This is a genomic window from Agrococcus sp. ProA11, from assembly GCF_039880525.1.
Lineage (GTDB): Bacteria > Actinomycetota > Actinomycetes > Actinomycetales > Microbacteriaceae > Agrococcus > Agrococcus chionoecetis.
In genome coordinates this window covers 111,765-129,656 of sequence record NZ_CP156989.1, presented here as the reverse complement: position 1 = coordinate 129,656, position 17,892 = coordinate 111,765, and the positions used below count along the sequence as shown (strand labels likewise).

At 68.5% G+C, this 17,892-nt stretch carries 18 protein-coding genes; 11 read left to right on the top strand and 7 right to left on the bottom strand.

All coding sequences use genetic code 11. The features are described 5' to 3' along the window. Window positions 1-102 precede the first annotated feature (102 nt). The 5 genes from ABG090_RS00635 to ABG090_RS00615 form a co-directional block, all read right to left on the bottom strand. Window positions 103-642, bottom strand: coding sequence for a type 1 glutamine amidotransferase domain-containing protein (locus ABG090_RS00635; protein ID WP_347755463.1), 540 nt, complete (start codon window positions 640-642; stop codon window positions 103-105). Window positions 643-1,012: 370 nt separating this feature from the next. After that, complete coding sequence (locus ABG090_RS00630) at window positions 1,013-1,717, bottom strand: ABC transporter ATP-binding protein (protein ID WP_347755460.1); 705 nt, start codon at window positions 1,715-1,717, stop codon at window positions 1,013-1,015. Beyond that, entirely contained in the window at window positions 1,714-3,675 is a 1,962-nt protein-coding gene (locus ABG090_RS00625; RefSeq protein ID WP_347755458.1) for a branched-chain amino acid ABC transporter ATP-binding protein/permease, read from the bottom strand. Before ABG090_RS00625 ends, ABG090_RS00630 begins: the two co-directional genes overlap by 4 nt. A 2-nt stretch (window positions 3,676-3,677) precedes the next feature. After that, a complete protein-coding gene (locus ABG090_RS00620) occupies window positions 3,678-4,550 on the bottom strand; it encodes a branched-chain amino acid ABC transporter permease (RefSeq protein ID WP_347755455.1) in 873 nt (290 codons plus the stop codon). Window positions 4,551-4,562: 12 nt separating this feature from the next. Beyond that, entirely contained in the window at window positions 4,563-5,777 is a 1,215-nt protein-coding gene (locus ABG090_RS00615) for an ABC transporter substrate-binding protein (protein WP_347755452.1), read from the bottom strand. A 524-nt stretch (window positions 5,778-6,301) separates the two neighbouring features. Here ABG090_RS00615 and nrdH point away from each other — a divergent pair. From nrdH to nrdF, 4 genes are read left to right on the top strand one after another with little or no spacing between them, the layout of a single operon-like run. Continuing rightward, on the top strand, window positions 6,302-6,529 hold the full coding sequence (gene nrdH / locus ABG090_RS00610; RefSeq protein ID WP_347755449.1) for a glutaredoxin-like protein NrdH: 228 nt from the start codon (window positions 6,302-6,304) through the stop codon (window positions 6,527-6,529). Window positions 6,530-6,534: 5 nt separating this feature from the next. Then, on the top strand, window positions 6,535-6,960 hold the full coding sequence (nrdI, locus tag ABG090_RS00605; RefSeq protein WP_347755446.1) for a class Ib ribonucleoside-diphosphate reductase assembly flavoprotein NrdI: 426 nt from the start codon (window positions 6,535-6,537) through the stop codon (window positions 6,958-6,960). Next, window positions 6,948-9,098, top strand: coding sequence for a class 1b ribonucleoside-diphosphate reductase subunit alpha (gene nrdE, locus ABG090_RS00600; protein WP_347755443.1), 2,151 nt, complete (start codon window positions 6,948-6,950; stop codon window positions 9,096-9,098). Before nrdI ends, nrdE begins: the two co-directional genes overlap by 13 nt. Window positions 9,099-9,126: 28 nt before the next feature. Continuing rightward, window positions 9,127-10,242 (top strand): class 1b ribonucleoside-diphosphate reductase subunit beta, encoded by a 1,116-nt coding sequence (nrdF, locus tag ABG090_RS00595; RefSeq protein ID WP_347755440.1) that lies wholly within the window; start codon window positions 9,127-9,129, stop codon window positions 10,240-10,242. 164 nt (window positions 10,243-10,406) lie between these two features. Here nrdF and ABG090_RS00590 read toward each other — a convergent pair whose 3' ends face one another. Then, a complete protein-coding gene (locus tag ABG090_RS00590) occupies window positions 10,407-10,835 on the bottom strand; it encodes a helix-turn-helix domain-containing protein (protein WP_347755437.1) in 429 nt (142 codons plus the stop codon). Window positions 10,836-10,945: 110 nt separating this feature from the next. Here ABG090_RS00590 and ABG090_RS00585 point away from each other — a divergent pair, with 110 nt between their 5' ends. Next, window positions 10,946-11,311, top strand: a complete 366-nt coding sequence (locus ABG090_RS00585; protein WP_347755434.1) for a DoxX family protein — start codon at window positions 10,946-10,948, stop codon at window positions 11,309-11,311. Window positions 11,312-11,537: 226 nt separating this feature from the next. Here the strand turns inward: ABG090_RS00585 and ABG090_RS00580 are convergent, their stop codons facing one another. Continuing rightward, window positions 11,538-12,215 (bottom strand): TetR/AcrR family transcriptional regulator, encoded by a 678-nt coding sequence (locus ABG090_RS00580; RefSeq protein WP_347755432.1) that lies wholly within the window; start codon window positions 12,213-12,215, stop codon window positions 11,538-11,540. 95 nt (window positions 12,216-12,310) lie between these two features. Here ABG090_RS00580 and ABG090_RS00575 point away from each other — a divergent pair, with 95 nt between their 5' ends. From ABG090_RS00575 to ABG090_RS00550, 6 genes are all read left to right on the top strand, one after another. Next, a complete protein-coding gene (locus ABG090_RS00575) occupies window positions 12,311-13,342 on the top strand; it encodes an NAD(P)-dependent alcohol dehydrogenase (protein WP_347755429.1) in 1,032 nt (343 codons plus the stop codon). 9 nt (window positions 13,343-13,351) lie between these two features. Further along, window positions 13,352-14,839 carry a serine hydrolase domain-containing protein gene (locus tag ABG090_RS00570; protein ID WP_347755426.1) on the top strand — a complete coding sequence of 496 codons (1,488 nt, stop codon included), beginning with the start codon at window positions 13,352-13,354 and terminating at the stop codon, window positions 14,837-14,839. Between the two features lie 146 nt (window positions 14,840-14,985). Beyond that, window positions 14,986-15,624: a hypothetical protein gene (locus ABG090_RS00565; protein ID WP_347755423.1), complete on the top strand. Its 639-nt coding sequence runs from the start codon at window positions 14,986-14,988 to the stop codon at window positions 15,622-15,624. 60 nt (window positions 15,625-15,684) lie between these two features. Continuing rightward, on the top strand, window positions 15,685-15,924 hold the full coding sequence (locus tag ABG090_RS00560; RefSeq protein ID WP_347755420.1) for a hypothetical protein: 240 nt from the start codon (window positions 15,685-15,687) through the stop codon (window positions 15,922-15,924). Between the two features lie 78 nt (window positions 15,925-16,002). Beyond that, window positions 16,003-16,686 carry a DUF998 domain-containing protein gene (locus ABG090_RS00555; protein WP_347755417.1) on the top strand — a complete coding sequence of 228 codons (684 nt, stop codon included), beginning with the start codon at window positions 16,003-16,005 and terminating at the stop codon, window positions 16,684-16,686. Between the two features lie 65 nt (window positions 16,687-16,751). Then, window positions 16,752-17,813: a DUF998 domain-containing protein gene (locus ABG090_RS00550; protein WP_347755415.1), complete on the top strand. Its 1,062-nt coding sequence runs from the start codon at window positions 16,752-16,754 to the stop codon at window positions 17,811-17,813. The last annotated feature ends 79 nt before the right edge of the window (window positions 17,814-17,892 follow it).

Here is a 17,892-nt window from a genome sequence, read left to right as displayed (position 1 = left end):
GCCGATGCTAGCCCGGCCATGCCGCGAGTGCCGACACGCACACCGCTCGCGGATGGCGCCCGCGGCACGTGCCGTCGAGCGCCATCCGCGCAGCGGTCGCCATCAGCCTGCGTGCACGCCCTCCGCGAACTCCTCCAGGATCTTCGCGTTGAACGCCGGCAGGTCATCCGGCGTGCGGCTCGACACGAGCCCCTGATCCGTCACGACCTCCTGGTCGACCCAGGTGGCGCCGGCGTTCTGCAGATCGGTCTTGAGGCTCGGGTAGCTGGTGATGGTGCGACCGTCGACCGCGCCGGCCTCGATGAGGATCCAGGAGCCGTGGCAGATCACGCCGATCGGCTTGCCCGCTTCGACGAAGCCGCGCACCAGCGCGACGGCGTCCTCATCCATCCGCAGGTGATCGGCGTTCACGACGCCACCCGGCAGCACCAGGGCGTCGAAGTCGGATGCCGCGACATCTGCAACGACCGCGTCGACCGACTGCGTGTGGCCCTTCTTGCCCTCCACCTCGCCAGCCTCGGGCGCGATCAGCGTCGCCGATCCTCCCGCGCCCTGCACCGCATCCCACGGGCTGGTGAGCTCGGAATCCTCGAACCCGTTCGTGAGCACGAACGCGACCTTCTTGCCGGTGATGTCTGCCATCGATGTCTCCTTCTCGTGTGTGATCGGGGTACGTGCGGGACCGTACGCCGCAATGCTGAGTGACGCTTGTGCACCGGTGATCCGCGTGCGAGCCTGCCGTCATGCCGAGTGCACGAGCCTCCGTCACCGCGGATGAGCTCCTGGGGATGTGCGTGCGCTGGCGACCGAGGAGCAGCGGGCCGCGCTCGAGCGCGCACTCGTCGATCGCACGGAGACCGTGATTCTCGGCGCGCGGATGGGCGACGTGTTCGCTCGCCGATCGGCACCTCGACCTGTCGCTCGACGTCGTGCGCGAACTGTTGCGGCCACCGAGCGGCTGGCGTTCACCGAGCGACAGCGGCTGCGCGCGCTCCACGGCAGCGATCGGCGATCAGGTGGCGGCGCCGCCCAGGTAGGCGGCGCGCACCTCCGGCATCTCGACGAGCTCGGCGGGCGTGCCCTGCACCACGACGCGGCCGCGCTGCATGACGACGGCGCGGTCGGCGATGCCGAACGAGGCGCGCACGTTCTGCTCGACGAGCAGCACCGCCATGCCCCTGCCCCGCAGCTTGGTGAGCACCTGCATGATCTCGGCCACAACCTTGGGCGCGAGGCCGATGGAGGGCTCGTCCAGCATGATCACCTTCGGCGCTGCCATGAGTCCACGGCCGATCGCGACCATCTGCTGCTCGCCGCCCGAGAGCGTGCCGGCGGCCTGCCCCATCCGGGGCTGCAGGCGCGGGAAGAGCTCCAGCACGGCATCGACGTCGCCCTTGCCGCGGTTGCTCCACGCGCCGAGCATCAGGTTGTCGCGCACCGACAGCGTCGGGAAGCAGAGCCGGTTCTCCGGCACGTGCGTCATGCCGAGCGCGGCCATCTTCTCGGTCGCCTTCCCGGCCACCTGGACGCCGTCGACCTTCACCGATCCCGCCGTGGGCGCGATGATGCCGTTGATGGCGCGCAGCAGCGTGGTCTTGCCGGCGCCGTTGGAGCCGACGACGGAGACGATCTCGCCCGCGGCGACCGCGATGTCGATCTCGTGGAGGATCGGCAGGCGGCCGTAGCCGGCGTCGAGCCCCGTGACCTCGAGCATCATGCGTTCCCCCCCAGCTGTCCGAGCTCCTGCTCGGCGTCTTCCACATCCGTGCCGAGGTAGGCGCTGATCACCTTCGGATCGTTGCGCACCTCCTCCGGCACGCCGAGCGCGATGAGCTCGCCGTCGTCGAGCACGGCGACGTGGTCGGCGAGCGACATGACCTGCGCCACGTCGTGCTCGACCAGCACGATCGTGAGACCGGCGTCGCGCAGCGAGCGGAGCAGCTCGGCGAGCACCTCGCGCTCACGGCCGGAGAGCCCCGCCATCGGCTCGTCCAGCAGCAGCAGGGCCGGCTCGAGCGCGAGCGCCCGGCAGACCTCCATCATGCGCTGGCGACCGAAGGGCAGGTCGGCCGCGGGGGTCGTGGCGACGTCACCGAGTCGGAGGGCGTCGAGGATCGACCGCGCGGTCTCCTCGTGGCGCCGCTGCTCGGCGCCCTGCAGGCCGAGCATGCCGCGGATGATGCCCGCACGTCCCAGCCGGTAGCGGCCCATGTAGACGTTGCCGAGGACGTCGCTGGAGGCGAACACCTGCAGGTTCTGGAACGTGCGAGTGAGACCCTCCTCCGCGGCGACGTGCGGCTTCTTGCCCTGGATCTCCCGACCCAGGAAGGTCACGGTGCCGCTCGTGGGTGCGATGGCGCCGGAGATCATGTTGAAGCACGTGGTCTTGCCGGCGCCGTTCGGCCCGATGAGGCCCGTGATGCGTCCCGCCGGGATCTCGAGCGTGACGTCGTCGACCGCGACCACGCCGCCGTAGCGCTTCGTCAGGCCCTCGAGCCGCAGGATAGTCTCGCCCGCGGGCACGGGCGTCGACATGGGCGGCAGCGCCGTCGCGGCCTCGTCGACCTCCGCGTCGATCTCGGCAGCCTCCTCGCTCGGCAGCTGCGCGCTGAACGCCCGCGTGGGCGGTGCCGCCTCGCCGCTCGGCTCGACCGGCTTCGTCGCGGCGCCGCGCCGCGGCTTCAGCCGCTGCGTGAGCTGCTTGACGGCACCGACGAGCCCGCCCGGCAGCACCAGGATGACGAGGATGAGCACGGCGCCGTAGCCGATCAGCTGCACCTGGCCGCTCGCGCCGGGGATGAGCGCGGGGATGAGCGCGCGCAGGCCCTCGGAGAGCAGCTCGACGATGAATGCGCCGAAGAGCGCGCCCCACACCGAGCCGAGGCCACCGAGCACGACCATCAGCAGGAACTCGACCGAGAGGTGGAACTCCGCCACCTGCGGCGAGACGACGCGCACCTGGTAGGCGTAGAAGACGCCACCGAGGCCCGCGAAGGCCGCCGAGAGCACGAAGACCTTCAGGCGCAGGATGTAGGTGTTGACGCCCAGCGACTCGGCCGCCAGCTCGGAGTCGTTCACCGACGACAGCGCGCGCCCCGCGCGTGAGCGGGTGAGGTTGAGCGCCAGGATCATCGCGATCACGACGAAGGGTGCGACGAAGAGGAAGAAGTAGCCGTTGTTGTCGATCGAGATGCCGAAGACGGTGGGGCGGTCGAAGCCGTAGATGCCGGTCGTGCGACCCGTGAAGTCGGACTCGCGCGCGACGATCATGACGATGAAGCCGAGGCCGAGCGTCGCCAGCGCCAGGAAGTGGCCGCGCAGCCGCAGCAGCGGCAGCCCCACGAGCAGCGCGACGAGCATCGCGAGCGCGATCGCGGCGATCGCGGCGACCAGATCGGGCACCTCGTAGCGCTCGATCAGGATCGCGTGCGTGTACGCGGCGATCGCGAAGAACGCTGCCTGGCCGAGACTCACCTGGCCGGCGAGGCCCATGAGCAGCGACAGGCCGATCGCCGGCAGCGCGAAGATGGCCGCGAACACGGCGATCGAGAGCATCTGCGACGACGACACGAACGGGATCGCCACGAGCGCGAGCACAAGGGCGATGATGCCGAGCCACATGACTCGCTGGCCGGAGAAGAATCCGGCCTTGGCGGGGGTGAGAGGAGCGGTCATGGTCACACCCTCGAGTGGACTGGGCGCAGCACGAGGCCGGCCGGGCGGATGATGAGCACCAGGATGAGCACGAGGAAGGCGACGCCGTCGCGGAGCCCCGAGTCGAGGTAACCGGCGACGTACGACTCGAGCATGCCGAGCAGCAGGCCGCCGATGATTGCCGCACGGAAGGAGACGAGACCGCCGAGCACTGCCGCGACGAAGCCCTTGAGGCCCAGCAGCAGGCCAGCGGACCAGAGCGACAGGTGCAGCGGTGAGGAGGCCAGGCCGGCGCTCGCGCCCGCCAGCCCGGCGATGCCGAAGGCGACCATCGAGGCGACCGCCGGCGAGATGCCGACGATGCGGGCGGCCACCGGCTGCTCGGCGACGGCGCGGAGCGCCTTGCCGAACCGGGTCTTCTCATAGAAGAGCAGGATGCCGCCGCCGACGACGACGAGCGCGGCGAGCATCCACAGCTCCTGCGAGCGGATGCTGACACCGCCGAGCGTGATGTCCGAGCCGGGGAACGGCGTGAGTCGACGCCCCTCGGCGCCCCACGCGAGCAGCATGCATGCCTGCAGCAGCGTGGAGACGCCGAGGGTGAGGATCATCGAGACGAGGGTCGTCAGATTCTTGACCCTCGCGATGATGAGTCGCTCGATGAGCACCGATGCGAGCGTGACCGTCGCGAGCGCCAGCACCACCGCCAGGAGCAGTGGGACTCCCGCCGCCACCATCGAGATCGCGCTGAGCCCCGCGAGCGTTGCGAAGTCTCCCTGCGCGATGTTGATGACGTGTCGCACGGTGTACGTCGCGATGAGCCCCACGGCGAGCAGCGCGTAGACGCTGCCCTGTGAGAGACCGGCGACGGTCAGCTGCAGGAAATCGGTGAGCACCGAGCGCCTCTCCTACTGGCCGTCTGCGAGGTTCCAGCGACCGTCGCGCGCCTCAGCGAGGATCAGCGCGTCAGCCTCAAGACCCGAGTGGTTCTCGGGGGTCATCGTGAAGATGCCCGAGATGCCGACGAACTCGGAGGTGCCCTCGATCGCGTCGCGCAGCGCGGCGGGATCCGTGCCGGCCTCCTCAAGCGCCGCGACGCCGATCATCCAGGCGTCGTACGCGTGCCCGGCGAAGGACGACGGGGCCTCGCCGTACGCCTCGGTGTAGTCGGCGATGAACGCGTCGATGACCTCGAGCTGCGGGTCGTCCGAGGGCAGCTGGTCGGAGACGAGCAGGCGGCCCATGGGGGCGAGCACGCCCTCGGCGGAGTCGCCGGCCGCCTCGAAGAACGCCGAGTTCGCGACACCGTGCGACTGGTAGACGGGCGCCTCGATGCCGAGCTGGGTGTAGGCGGCTTGCGCGAGGCCGGCCGACGGCGTGATGCCCCAGATGATGTTGGCGTCGGCGCCAGCGTTGCGGATGTTCGTGAACTGCGCGGTGTAGTCGGTCGCGCTCGGCTCGAACGCCTCGGTGGCGACGAGCTCGATGCCGCGCTCGGCGCCGAGCTCGGTGATCATCTCGGAGATGCCCTCACCGAAGCCGGTCGCGTCGCGGGCGAGGGCGACGGTCTCGTAGCCCTTCGACTCCATGTCGTCGAGGATGTTCTCGATCACGACGACGTCATTCTGCGCGGTCTTGAAGATCCACTCGGAGCCCTCGACGATCGCGGCGTTCGCGGCGATGGAGATGGTCGGGATCTGCGCCTGCTCCACGATCGGGCGCATCGCCAGGCTGGGGCCCGTGCGGCTCGCGCCGATGATGAGGTGCGCGCCCTCGTTCTCGATCAGCTCGGTGGTCGCACGTGCGGCGCCGTCCTCGGTCGACTGGTTGTCGAGCACGATGAGCTCGACCTCGCGGCCGTCGATGCCGCCATCCTCGTTGAGCTGGTCGGCGAGCATGTTGAGCGTGTTCTGCTCGGGCACGCCGAGGTTCGCGCCGACGCCGGTGATGTCGAGCACGGCGCCGATCACGATCGGGCCCTGCTCGGCGCCCGGGTCAGCCTCGCCGGAGGTGCCAGGGTCGGCGCTGCCGCCGAAGTTCGAGCCTCCGCAGCCGGTGAGCGCCACGAGGGCGCCGGCCGAGAGGGCGGTGATGGTCAGCAGACGACTGCGACGTCGGATCATGGAACTCTCCCTTGAGCTCTGGGGGCGCTTGCACAGCATCGAACGATTAACTGACTGAACGTTCGGTCGTTTAATCATGCCGCATGATCCGTGCTCCTGCGGACACGGTTCGGGCTCCGTGATCGTTTCGTGACCTTTGGGTCCGGATCGACGGCCCGCGAGCGTGTCAGTGGCCGGTCGTAGCGTTGCCTCATCGAGGCCCTGAGCCGGCCAGGATCGGGGCCGATCCGATCGCGAGGAGGCAGGCATGCACCCAGGTGAATCACATCGGTGTGACTCTCGCCCCGCGTGTCGCGAGCTCGGTTCTGCGCGTTCTGCACAGGTGGGCGCACTCGCTCTCCACAGGCTTTCTCGCGTCATGCCGCGGCGGGAATGACACCTGTGGACTGTTTGTTGAAACAGGTGTGGAGAAACACACCATCTAGTGCCCTTGATCGCGGCAAGACACCACATATAGTGGGAGCCCGGCCCAGGCCACACACCATCTCCAGCACAGCAAGACCCGTTCACGAAAGCAGGTCGACATGACCGTCACCGTCTACTCCAAGCCCGCATGCGTCCAGTGCACGATGACCACCCGCGCGCTCGACGCGCAGGGCATCGACTACGAGATCTTCGACGTCACCGCCGACGACAAGGCACTGCAGACGGTTCGGGACCTCGGCTACATGCAGGCCCCCGTCGTGATCGCCGACGAGGACCACTGGTCGGGCTTCCAGCCGGATCGCATCAAGGCGATCATCGCGGCCTGACCGGCATGCCCTCGGTGGCGCTGGAGGCCCCCGTGGTCGACCTGGTCTACTTCTCGAGCGTCTCGGGCAACACTGCCCGATTCGTCGAGAAGCTCGACCGGCCGGCAGCGCGGATCCCGCTCTACCCGAAGGATCCGCCGCTCAAGCAGCGGGAGCCCTACGTGCTCATCGTGCCGACCTACGGCAGCGGCAACGGCGAGGGCGCCGTGCCGAAGCAGGTCATCCGGTTCCTCAACGACGAGGAGAACCGCAAGCATCTGCGCGGGGTGATCGCGGCCGGCAACACCAACTTCGGTGCGGGCTACGGGCTCGCGGGCGACATCATCGCCCGCAAGTGCGGGGTGCCGCACCTCTATCGATTCGAACTGTTCGGAACTGCAGACGACGTGCGCGTCGTCAATGAAGGATTGGAAGCACTATGGCAACGGTGACGCCCGAGATGACGACGGGCAAGACGGCAGCGATGGATTACCACTCGCTGAACGCGATGCTCAACCTGTATGGACCGAACGGCGAGATCCAGTTCGAGAAGGACCGCGAGGCTGCGAACCAGTACTTCCTGCAGCACGTCAACCAGAACACGGTCTTCTTCCACTCGCTGAAGGAGAAGCTCGACTACCTGGTCGAGAACGAGTACTACGAGAAGGAGGTGCTCGACCAGTACTCCTTCGACTTCATCAAGTCGCTCATGAAGCGCGCCTACGGCTACAAGTTCCGCTTCCCGACCTTCCTCGGCGCGTTCAAGTACTACACCTCGTACACGCTGAAGACGTTCGACGGCAAGCGCTACCTGGAGCGCTACGAGGATCGCGTCGTGAACGTCGCGCTCGCCCTCGCGGCCGGCAACGAGACGCTCGCCGAGCAGATCGTCGACGAGGTCGTGAACGGCCGCTTCCAGCCGGCCACCCCCACCTTCCTCAACGCCGGCAAGAAGCAGCGCGGCGAGCTCGTCTCCTGCTTCCTGCTCCGCATCGAGGACAACATGGAGTCGATCGGTCGCTCGATCAACTCGGCGCTGCAGCTCTCCAAGCGCGGCGGCGGCGTGGCCTTCAACCTCACGAACATCCGCGAGTACGGCGCGCCGATCAAGCAGATCCAGAACCAGTCCTCCGGCGTCATCCCCGTGATGAAGCTGTTCGAAGACAGCTTCTCCTACGCGAACCAGCTGGGTGCCCGTCAGGGCGCGGGCGCGGTGTACCTGCAGGCGCACCACCCCGACATCATGCGGTTCCTCGACACCAAGCGCGAGAACGCCGACGAGAAGATCCGCATCAAGACGCTCTCGCTGGGCGTCGTGGTGCCGGACATCACGTTCGAGCTGGCGAAGAAGGGCGAGGACATGTACCTCTTCTCGCCCTACGACGTCGAGCGCGTCTACGGCGTGCCCTTCAGCGACATCTCGGTGACCGAGAAGTACCACGAGATGGTCGACGACGCTCGCATCACCAAGACGAAGATCAACGCCCGCGAGTTCTTCCAGACGCTGGCCGAGATCCAGTTCGAGTCGGGCTACCCCTACGTGATGTTCGAGGACACCGTCAACCGGGCCAACCCGATCGACGGCCGCATCAACATGTCGAACCTCTGCAGCGAGATCCTCCAGGTCAACACCCCGTCGACCTACGACGACAACCTCGACTACGAGTCGGTCGGCAAGGACATCTCCTGCAACCTCGGTTCGATGAACATCGCGCTGGCGATGGACGCGCCTGACTTCGGCCGCACGGTCGAGACGGCGATCCGCGCCCTGACCGCGGTGTCGGACCAGTCGAACATCGGCTCCGTGCCGTCGATCGCCCGAGGCAACGACATGAGCCACGCCATCGGCCTCGGCCAGATGAACCTGCACGGCTACCTCGGTCGCGAGCGCATCCACTACGGCTCCGAGGAGGGGATCGACTTCACGAACATCTACTTCTACACGGTGCTGTTCCACGCCCTGCGGGCGTCGAACCTCATCGCGCAGGAGACCGGCACGACGTTCGACGGCTTCGAGCGGTCGAAGTACGCCTCCGGCGAGTTCTTCGAGAAGTACACCCAGCAGCAGTGGAAGCCGGCGACCGCCCGCGTGCAGGAACTGTTCGACACCGCAGAGGTGGCGATCCCGACGCAGGACGACTGGCGCGCGCTGCAGGCGCTCGTGCAGCAGCACGGCATCTACAACCAGAACCTGCAGGCGGTGCCGCCGACCGGCTCGATCTCCTACATCAACAACTCGACGTCGTCGATCCACCCGATCGCGTCGAAGATCGAGATCCGCAAGGAGGGCAAGCTCGGTCGCGTCTACTACCCGGCGCCGTTCATGACGAACGACAACCTGGAGTTCTTCCAGGACGCGTACGAGATCGGCCCGGAGAAGATCATCGACACCTACGCCGCGGCAACGCAGCACGTCGACCAGGGCCTGTCGCTGACGCTGTTCTTCAAGGACACCGCCACGACGCGCGACATCAACAAGGCCCAGATCTCCGCATGGCGCAAGGGCATCAAGACGATCTACTACGTGCGACTGCGCCAGCTGGCGCTCGAGGGCACGGAAGTGGACGGCTGCGTCAGCTGCATGCTGTGACGCCGGCGAGACGATGAAGGATACGAACATGGACACCCAGGACACCGCAGCGAGCGCGTTCGAGGAGATCGCGGACGCACCCGTGGATGCCGACGCGCACGAGGCCATCGAGGCCGAGCGCGCCGAGACCCAGCAGGCGCTCGCCGAGGGCGCCGCGCAGACCGAGGCGCAGCAGCGTCAGCACCGCCACAACCGGCTGGTGCAGGCGATCAACTGGAACCGCATCGAGGACGACAAGGATCTCGAGGTCTGGAACCGCCTCGTGAACAACTTCTGGCTGCCCGAGAAGGTGCCGCTGTCGAACGACGTGCAGTCCTGGGGCACGCTCACCGAGGCCGAGAAGCTGCTCACGATGCGCGTCTTCACCGGGCTGACCCTGCTCGACACCATCCAGGGCACGGTCGGCGCCGTCTCGCTCATCCCCGATGCGATCACCCCGCACGAGGAGGCCGTCTACACGAACATCGCGTTCATGGAGTCGGTGCACGCGAAGTCGTACTCGTCGATCTTCTCGACGCTCGCGTCGACGAAGGAGATCGATGAGGCCTTCCGCTGGTCGCAGGAGAACCCCTACCTGCAGCGCAAGGCCGAGATCATCGTCGACTACTACGAGGGCGACGACCCGCTGAAGCGCAAGGTCGCCTCGACGCTGCTCGAGTCGTTCCTGTTCTACTCGGGCTTCTACCTGCCGATGCACTGGTCGAGCCGGGCGAAGCTGACGAACACGGCCGACCTCATCCGCCTCATCATCCGTGACGAGGCCGTGCACGGCTACTACATCGGCTACAAGTTCCAGAAGGGCTACGAGAAGCTCTCGAAGCAGGAGCAGGACGAGCTCAAGGACTACACGTACTCGCTGCTCTACGAGCTCTACGAGAACGAGTCGAAGTACACGGCCGACCTGTACGACAGCGTCGGCCTGACCGAGGACGTCAAGAAGTTCCTGCACTACAACGCGAACAAGGCGCTCATGAACCTCGGCTTCGAGCCGCTGTTCCCGTCGACGGTCGCCGACGTGTCGCCGGCGATCCTCTCGGCCCTGTCGCCGAACGCCGACGAGAACCACGACTTCTTCTCGGGCTCCGGCTCCTCCTACGTCATCGGCAAGGCCGAGGCCACCGAGGACGACGACTGGGACTTCTGACCGCCCGATCCTGACTCCGGCCGGAAACGGCTGGCGAGAGGCCCTGATTCGCAGGATGCTGCGGATTGGGGCCTCTCTTGCGCGTGCTCTCGACTGACAGACGAGCACTCGTGAGCGCCAACGCGCCCCGGATGAGGATTCCCGGTGTCGGTTCGAGTGCCACCTCAGCGCGGGTGAGTGTCGTCGTATGCCTTCCGAGCGATCTCGATGCGCGGGTGATTGTCGATCGCCCAATCGGCGAGCGCCATCGCGAGGGTGATGAGCGTGCCGCCAAGCTCGGTGAGCTCGTACTCGACGCGGGGAGGCACTTCGGCGTACACGGTCCGGGTGACCAGCCCGTCTCGTTCGAGCTGACGGAGGGTGAGGGTGAGCATGCGCTGGGAGATCCCCGGAATATGGCGCTGCAGCGCGGTGAACCGGTGTCGCTCCTGTCGCAACGTGGCGATGACCAGGAGGGACCACTTGTCGCCGATGCGATCGAGGACCTCGCGGATCGCGCGTCCGTGCTCAGTGCCGCCTGGGCCACCCTCGCAGGACCGTTCATAGCCGGTGGGGGCCGGTGGGGCCGGATCGCTGGAGAGCATGCGCGCCATCCCGTGTCACCTGCTTACATCCATGTGCCTTTTGCACGCTCGATCACCATCACCCATGATGAGGTTGCTTACGAACAGTAACAGACCGCACCTCTTCACCCTGGAGTGTCATGATCATCGCCCTGTGGATCCTCAACGCCCTGCTCGCCCTGGCTTTCATCGCCGCCGGAGCGATGAAGCTCCTGCGGCCCAAGCCGGCGCTGGTCGCGAATGGCCTGGCGTGGGCGGACGACTACCGCGACTCGACGGTCAAGCTCATCGGCGCCGCCGAACTGGTCGGCGGCCTCGGCCTGATCCTGCCCCTGCTCACGAACATCGCACCGGTTCTGACACCGATCGCTGCCGTCGCACTGGCCATCGTCATGATCGGCGCGATCGCGGTGCACGCCCGCCGCAAGGAGAGTGCAACACCGTCGATCGTTCTCGGCGCACTCGCCGCTGCGAGCGCAGTGCTCGGGTTTCTCGTCGTGCTCTGACAATTGACGTCGGAAACATCGACGACGACGAACGCGAGCAACTGCGGGAGTCGTTCAACCACGACTGCTCCTCGGGCTCCGGCTCCTCCTGCGTCATCGGCAAGGCCGAGGCCGCCGAGGACGATGACTGGGACTTCTCGACCCAGAGCACGCAACCGGGCCAACGCGAAGCGAGCCCCGAATCTGCAGCCAGCTGCAGGCTCGGGGCTCTTGCCGTGCGTCGTTGCTAGCCGACGGCGGCGCTGGTTCCGCGCCGCTCGATGCCGTCGAGGACGAGGTCAAGCCCGACCTCGAACGAGTCTCCGAAGCTGTATCCGGGTTGCATGACGTGCTCGGTGGTGAAGCGCACGAGCGCCGGATATCGCTCCGCTGACAGAGGCGCGACGATCCCGTCGCTCGCCTCGCTGAGGTCGCCGTCGCGATCGCCGAACGGGAGCGCCGCCTCCTGCAGGACGAATCCGTAGACGAACGCGTCCACGATCGCCAGTCCGTGCGCGATCTGCGGCAGCGGGAAGCCCGTGCTGAGCCAGGTCGTCAGCAATGCCTCGTGATGGTCGAGGATGTCGGGGCCCGGGGTGCGCCGCGACTCCATGATGGGGATCGCCCACGGGTGGCGTCGCAGCGCTGCCCGGAGCGACAGTGCGCGCGCGCGGATCGCTTCCTTCCACGGGGCGCCCGGGAGCGGGCGCTCGACCTCGTCGAAGACGCGGCCGACCATCCCCGTGACGATGTCGTCCTTGCCGCTCACGTAGTGGTACAGCGTCATCGGTCGCGCACCCAGATGCTCCGCCAGGCGTCGGATGGTGAGCGGCTCAAGACCGATCTCGTCCGCGAGCTCGACGGCGCCGACGATGATGCTGTTGCGATCGAGCGATGCTCGCGCGCGGGCCTGCGTCTCTGCCATGCACCTACCGCCTTCCTGGGTCTTGACCATCGTACTAAGTACTACTACAGTTCCCCTAATCCCGTACTTAGTACGATGACTCGAGGAGCAGAGTGATGACCCAGAAGATCGACACCGGCGCCGCGTCAGCCGCACACGCCGTCCCGCGCACCATGACTGCGGTGATGCAGCGGGGCTACGGGGGTGCGGAGGTGCTCCGACTGGAAGACGTGCCGGTGCCGCAGCCGACTCCAAAGCAAGTGCTGATCCGCGTGGCCGCCGCGGGCCTCGATCGAGGGGTCTGGCACATCATGGCGGGCTTGCCCTACCTGGTTCGCCCGATGTTCGGCATGCGCGCGCCTCGACAGCCGATCCCGGGGTCGGATGTCGCAGGCACCGTCGTCGCTCTCGGTACGGAGACGACCGGGTTTGCCGTGGGCGAGCGCGTGTTCGGCACCGCGGCCGGAAGCTTCGCGGAGTACGCGGTTGCCGACGCCAGCACGGTCACGCGCATCCCAGCGGGCGTGAGCTTCAACGACGCGGCCGCGATCCCGGTCTCGGGGCTGACGGCGCTCGAGGCGGTGCACACGCACGGCAAGGTGCAATCGGGCCATCGCGTGCTGGTCACCGGTGCCTCGGGCGGCGTCGGCGGGTACGCCGTGCAGCTCGCAGCAGCGGCTGGAGCAGCGGTGGTCGGTGTGTCGAGCGGCGCCAAGGCCGACCTTGTTCGCTCGCTCGGGGCCGACCGAGTGATCGACTATGCAACTACCGACGTCACGACGCTGCCCGAGCGCTACGACGTCATCATCGACGTGAACGGTCGACTCCCCGTCGGCAGACTGATGCGCATCCTGACGCCAACCGGCGCACTCGTCATCGTCGGCGGCGAGGGCGGCGGGCGATGGACCGGCGGGCTGCAACGACAGTTCGGCGCCCGGCTGCGCTCGGTGTTCAGCCGCCGCCGACTCGGCTTCTTCATCGCATCGGTGTCGGGCGCAGGGCTCCTCGAGCTGAGCCGGCTCGTGGAGACGGGCGCGCTGCGGTCCACGGCGTCGACCGTCAGGCCGCTGACCGCCGTGCGGGAGACCATCGACGACCTCACCGCCGGCCGCATTCGCGGCAAGGCCGTCTTCCGCGTCGCCGACTGAGGCAGGGACATGCTCATGCGCCCACTGCTCATCGCCGGGCTGCTGCTCGGCGTCGTCACATCGCCGCTCGCCGAGGCAGAGGCGACCGTGGAACGGGTCATCGATCAGGAGATGGCGGCGTCCGGCGTACCCGGTCTCGCCTACGCGATCGTCGACGACGGAGCGGTGCGGTCCGTCGGCGCGCGTGGCGTCGTCGAGGCAGGAACCGAGGTCGCCGTCACGCCAGACACGCCGTTCGTCATCGGCTCGATCTCGAAGAGCTTCACGGCGCTCGCCGTCATGCAGCTCGTCGAAGCCGAAGCGCTCGGCCTGGAGGACGAGATCTCCGCTCACCTCGACGTCTTCGAGGGAAGCCCCGCCGCCACCGTCACCATCCGCCAACTGCTCGACCACACGAGCGGCTACTCCACGCTGCAGGGCAACCCATCGCGCGCCCCCGGCGTCGGCGCGGACGCGCTCGCACGCCGCGTGCAGTGGGACGCGGATCGAAGTCCAGCCTATCCGCCTGGAGAGCGATGGGAGTACTCGAACACGAACTACGAGATCCTCGGTCACCTGATCGAAGAAGCGAGCGGGCAGTCGTACGGGTCCTACATCGAGGAGCACATCCTGCGACCGATCGGCATGGAGCACAGCTTCGTCTCCGACGGCGCCGTCCACAAGGAGATGGCCGTCGGGCACACGCCGTGGTTCTGGGCGAAGCTGCCCGTGCGGGATCGGTCGACGTCGCCCGCAACAGCACCGCAAGGCGGGATCGTCGCGAGTGCCTCCGATCTTGCCCGCTACCTGAATCTGCTGATGAACGGGGAGGACGACATCCTCAGCGCCGAGGGGAAGACGCTGCTGATGCGCCCCTCCGGCGGAGCATCGTCGTTCTACGGCCTGGGCTGGTTCATCGACGCGGCGAACGGCACCGTCTCGCACTCCGGATCAACGCCCGGTGTCGAGACGCTCGCGACGATGGTGCCCGCCCAGCGGACGGGCGCCGTGGTGCTGGTCAACGGGGGCAGCGGCATGGGGTTCGGGGAGACCGCGCGATTGCGCGAGGGCATCATCGCTGCCGCGCTCGGCGTCGAGCCGCCCGGCAGCGGGTCGCGGTGGTCGCAGCAGTTGCTCTTCGTCGGGCTGGTCGCGCTGCCGATCGCCTACGCCGCGAGCGCGATCTGGGCTTGGCGCCACCGCGCCGCGCTGCGCGCCAAGCGGCAGGCCGCGCCAGGCGCCGGCGCGCGAGCGTTCGGTCTCTTCAGCCTCTGGTTCCCGCTCGCGACCACGGTGGCAGCGGCCTGGGTGATGCTGCAGCTCGTGCCGACACTCTTCGGCGCACCGATCAGCGTCCTGCTGCGATTCCAGCCCGACGTCGGCGCGGCGATGATCGCTGCGGCCGTCACCGGTGTGCTGTGGGCCAGCTTCAGGCTCGCCGTCGCCTACGGCGACGCGCGGGCCGCGCCTGTCCCGCATGTGCGCGATCGGCCCACGCTCTCCCACGTGCCTGGGTAAGGGCGCGATGCGCGAGCGCGGCGCGACGCCTCAAGATGCGGTCTGTCGTGACGCGGGCAGCAGTGCCATGCTCGAACCGTCCCGACGCACGAGCCCACGGGGACCCGCGCGGATCGGGGCACCGACCTCCGACAGGAGTGGTCGCGATGAGCACGAGCGACCCGGCATCCCCCCGCATCGACGACGACGAACTCGAGCAGCTGCTCGCGTCGATGGATCGCACCGCCATGCCGCGGCGTGCGGGCATCCGATCGGCAGCGGGGCCGCCGGTCGACGAGCAGCTGCACGACGGGCGCACCGTGCCGCTGCACGTCGCCGAGCACCTGGACCGCTTCCGCGACCGTGTGAATCCGGCCCTTCGCCTCGACCTGCACGCCGTCATCGTGCACTCGGTCGTGGACGGGCTCGACCTCACGATCGGCGGATGGCTGCGGCCGAAGCCGCCCCCGGAGGCGCGCGACCTGCTGCACGTCTACGGGCCGGACCGCGAAGGCACCGGCGAGCGGCGCTTCTATCGCTTCGCGTGGCTCGACCACAGCCAGTACGGCAGCCCGTTCACCACCGCCGGCCCCGCCATCATCCGCTCCGGTCGGCTGGGTGGCGCATGCGGCGTCTACTGGGGCCAGTGGGCGTTCTCGGTCGGGGGTGCCGGCATGCTCTTCGTCGCCGAGCACGGCCCTGCCCGCGTGTCCGTGCGACCGCACATCCCCTGGCTCGCGCTCACCTCGTTCAACCGCTACACGATCGGTGCCTCGGTGCGCTGCTCGCTCGGCATCCTGGTCTAAAGCTGGAAGCCCGGGGTCGCCGACAGCTTCTTCCAGGAGCGCGACCACTGGGTCGATGTGGTGCGGCGCTCGAGCGCCGAGGGCCACCTGCTCGACAGCGGCACGAGCGGCACCGCCGGCGTCGGCACCGGCGTCACGACCGACTTCGTGGCGGTGCCGGGCCGCCGCTATGCGATCTACGTCTACGCCTGGCTGGAGGTCGACGGCGGCAAGGTCGGCGGCGGCGGCCCGATCGGATACAGCCGCATCGAGCTCGACGCCTCCGTGCCGTTCGTGGTGGCCGAGGAGACCCTGCTCTGATTCCGGACCGGGCCGACCGGCTCAGTCGTCGAGCACGTCCGGGTCCTGCATGTCGGCCGAGGCTGGGACGATGGGTGCATGCACTTGAGAGCACGGCGCATCGCGGGGGGCGTCCTGCTGGTCGCCACGGCGCAATACTTCGTCGCCGAGGTCGTCACCGCGGCAGCGTGGGTGCGCGCGCCCTACAGCTTCGTGCGTCACTACGTCTCCGACCTCGGAATCCCCGAGTGCCTGACGTCGGTCGACCCGGTGATCTGCTCGCCCGCCCACGCCGTCATGAACACCGGGTTCGTGCTGCAGGGCGTGCTCGTGGCGTCCGCAACCTGGTTGCTCATGGGCGAGCTGCGCCGGGGCTGGCGCTGGCCCGTCGGGATCCTCGGGCACGTCTTCGCCGTCGGCGTCATCATGGTGGGCCTGTTGCCGGGCTCTGTCGATGCTGGGGTCGGGAGCGAGAGCGCACGCAACGCCCTGCACGTCATCGGAGCAACACTGGCGATCGGCGGCGGGATGCTGCTGGTGGGCGCCGTGGCCGGAGCGTTGCTGCACGCCGGCCAGCGAAGGTTGAGCGCCGCCATCGGCGCGCTGGCCCTCCTCGACGGGATCGGTGTCGTGCTCTTCACCATCGGCCACGAAGCCACCATCGGAGCCACCGAGCGCCTGGCCGTCTGGCCCACCACGCTCGCCTTCGTCACGCTGGGCGTCGCGGCACTCCACGGAGCACGGCGTGCGTATCGATCCCCCAGCAGCCCGTCCGGATCCTGATTCTGGACCGGCCTCGCTGTGCTCGACTCGCGAGACGTGGTTGCATCGGGTGCGTGGAGGCGACGATGCGCGACGGTGACGGGCACGCGACCCGCAGGGAGTCGCAGGCGATCGTCGCCGCCTGGACCTCGTTCGGCGTCGGCGTGCTCTTCGGCCTGGTCGCGCTGGCGGGCGAGCCGCGGCCGATCGCGGGCGCGGGGTCGGTCGCGCAGCCTGCCGCCGGCATCGCGGCGCTCGTGGCGGCTGCAGCGTTCGTGGCCAGCACGCTGCTGCATCGCCGCGGCGAGACCGCCCCGATGCCGCCTTGGCAGCGCACCGTGGCGCGCGTCTCGGCCGTTGCGCTCACCATCGCGTTCGCCGCGGTCGCCTACATGGGCGTCATCACCGGTGGCGAGATCCTGGCGCTGGGTCTGCAGGGCCTGGAGGCTCCCGTCATCGGCGGCGCGCTCCTCACCGGCGTCGCGAGCGCCGCCAGCGGCTGGCTCGCCTTCCAGGCGGGCGTCGAGCTCAGCACGCACGACCTGGCGACGCTGCTGTTCAGCTACCTGACGATCGGCACGCTGTTCGCGATGATCACCGCGGCGGATCCCCGCTGGTGGGAGCGGCACTTCTCCGAGCTCGGCACGGGCGACGGCGCATGGGCCTTCAACGGCACCCTCGTCGTCGCGGGCCTGCTGGTGGCGACGATCGGTGCCTATCTGGGCCGTGACCTGCACCGGTGGCTCGGCGACGCCGCGCTGCGCCGCATCGCCGCGGTGGTGGTGCTGTTCGCACTCGCGGGTGCCGCGCTCGCCGCGGTCGGGCTCTTCCCCGTCAGCGATGCGCCGCTCCTGCACAGCATCGCGGCCTTCGGCACGCTCGGGGTGTTCGCCGCCAGTGCCGTCGCGGTGATGATCGTCATGCCGGGGCCTCCCCGCGCGATGCGGCTGACGACCGCGGGCGCCGGCGTCGGCGTGGTGCTGGCGCTGCTGCTGTGGCGCCCGTTCGCGCTCATCAGCATCGCGGGGCTCGAGGTCATCGTGGTCGGCGTCATCTTCGTGTGGCTCACCACGCTCGTGCGCACCGTCGCTGCAGGCGCCCCGCAGGCCACGCTCGTCTCGAGCCGATCGAGCCTGCGCCGCGCCTGAAGGCGCGCGCCGCGACCCGATCGGCGGATGCGGTTCGGCCGCAGGGCGGGTCGGGGTCGACATCCGCGGGTGAAGGCGG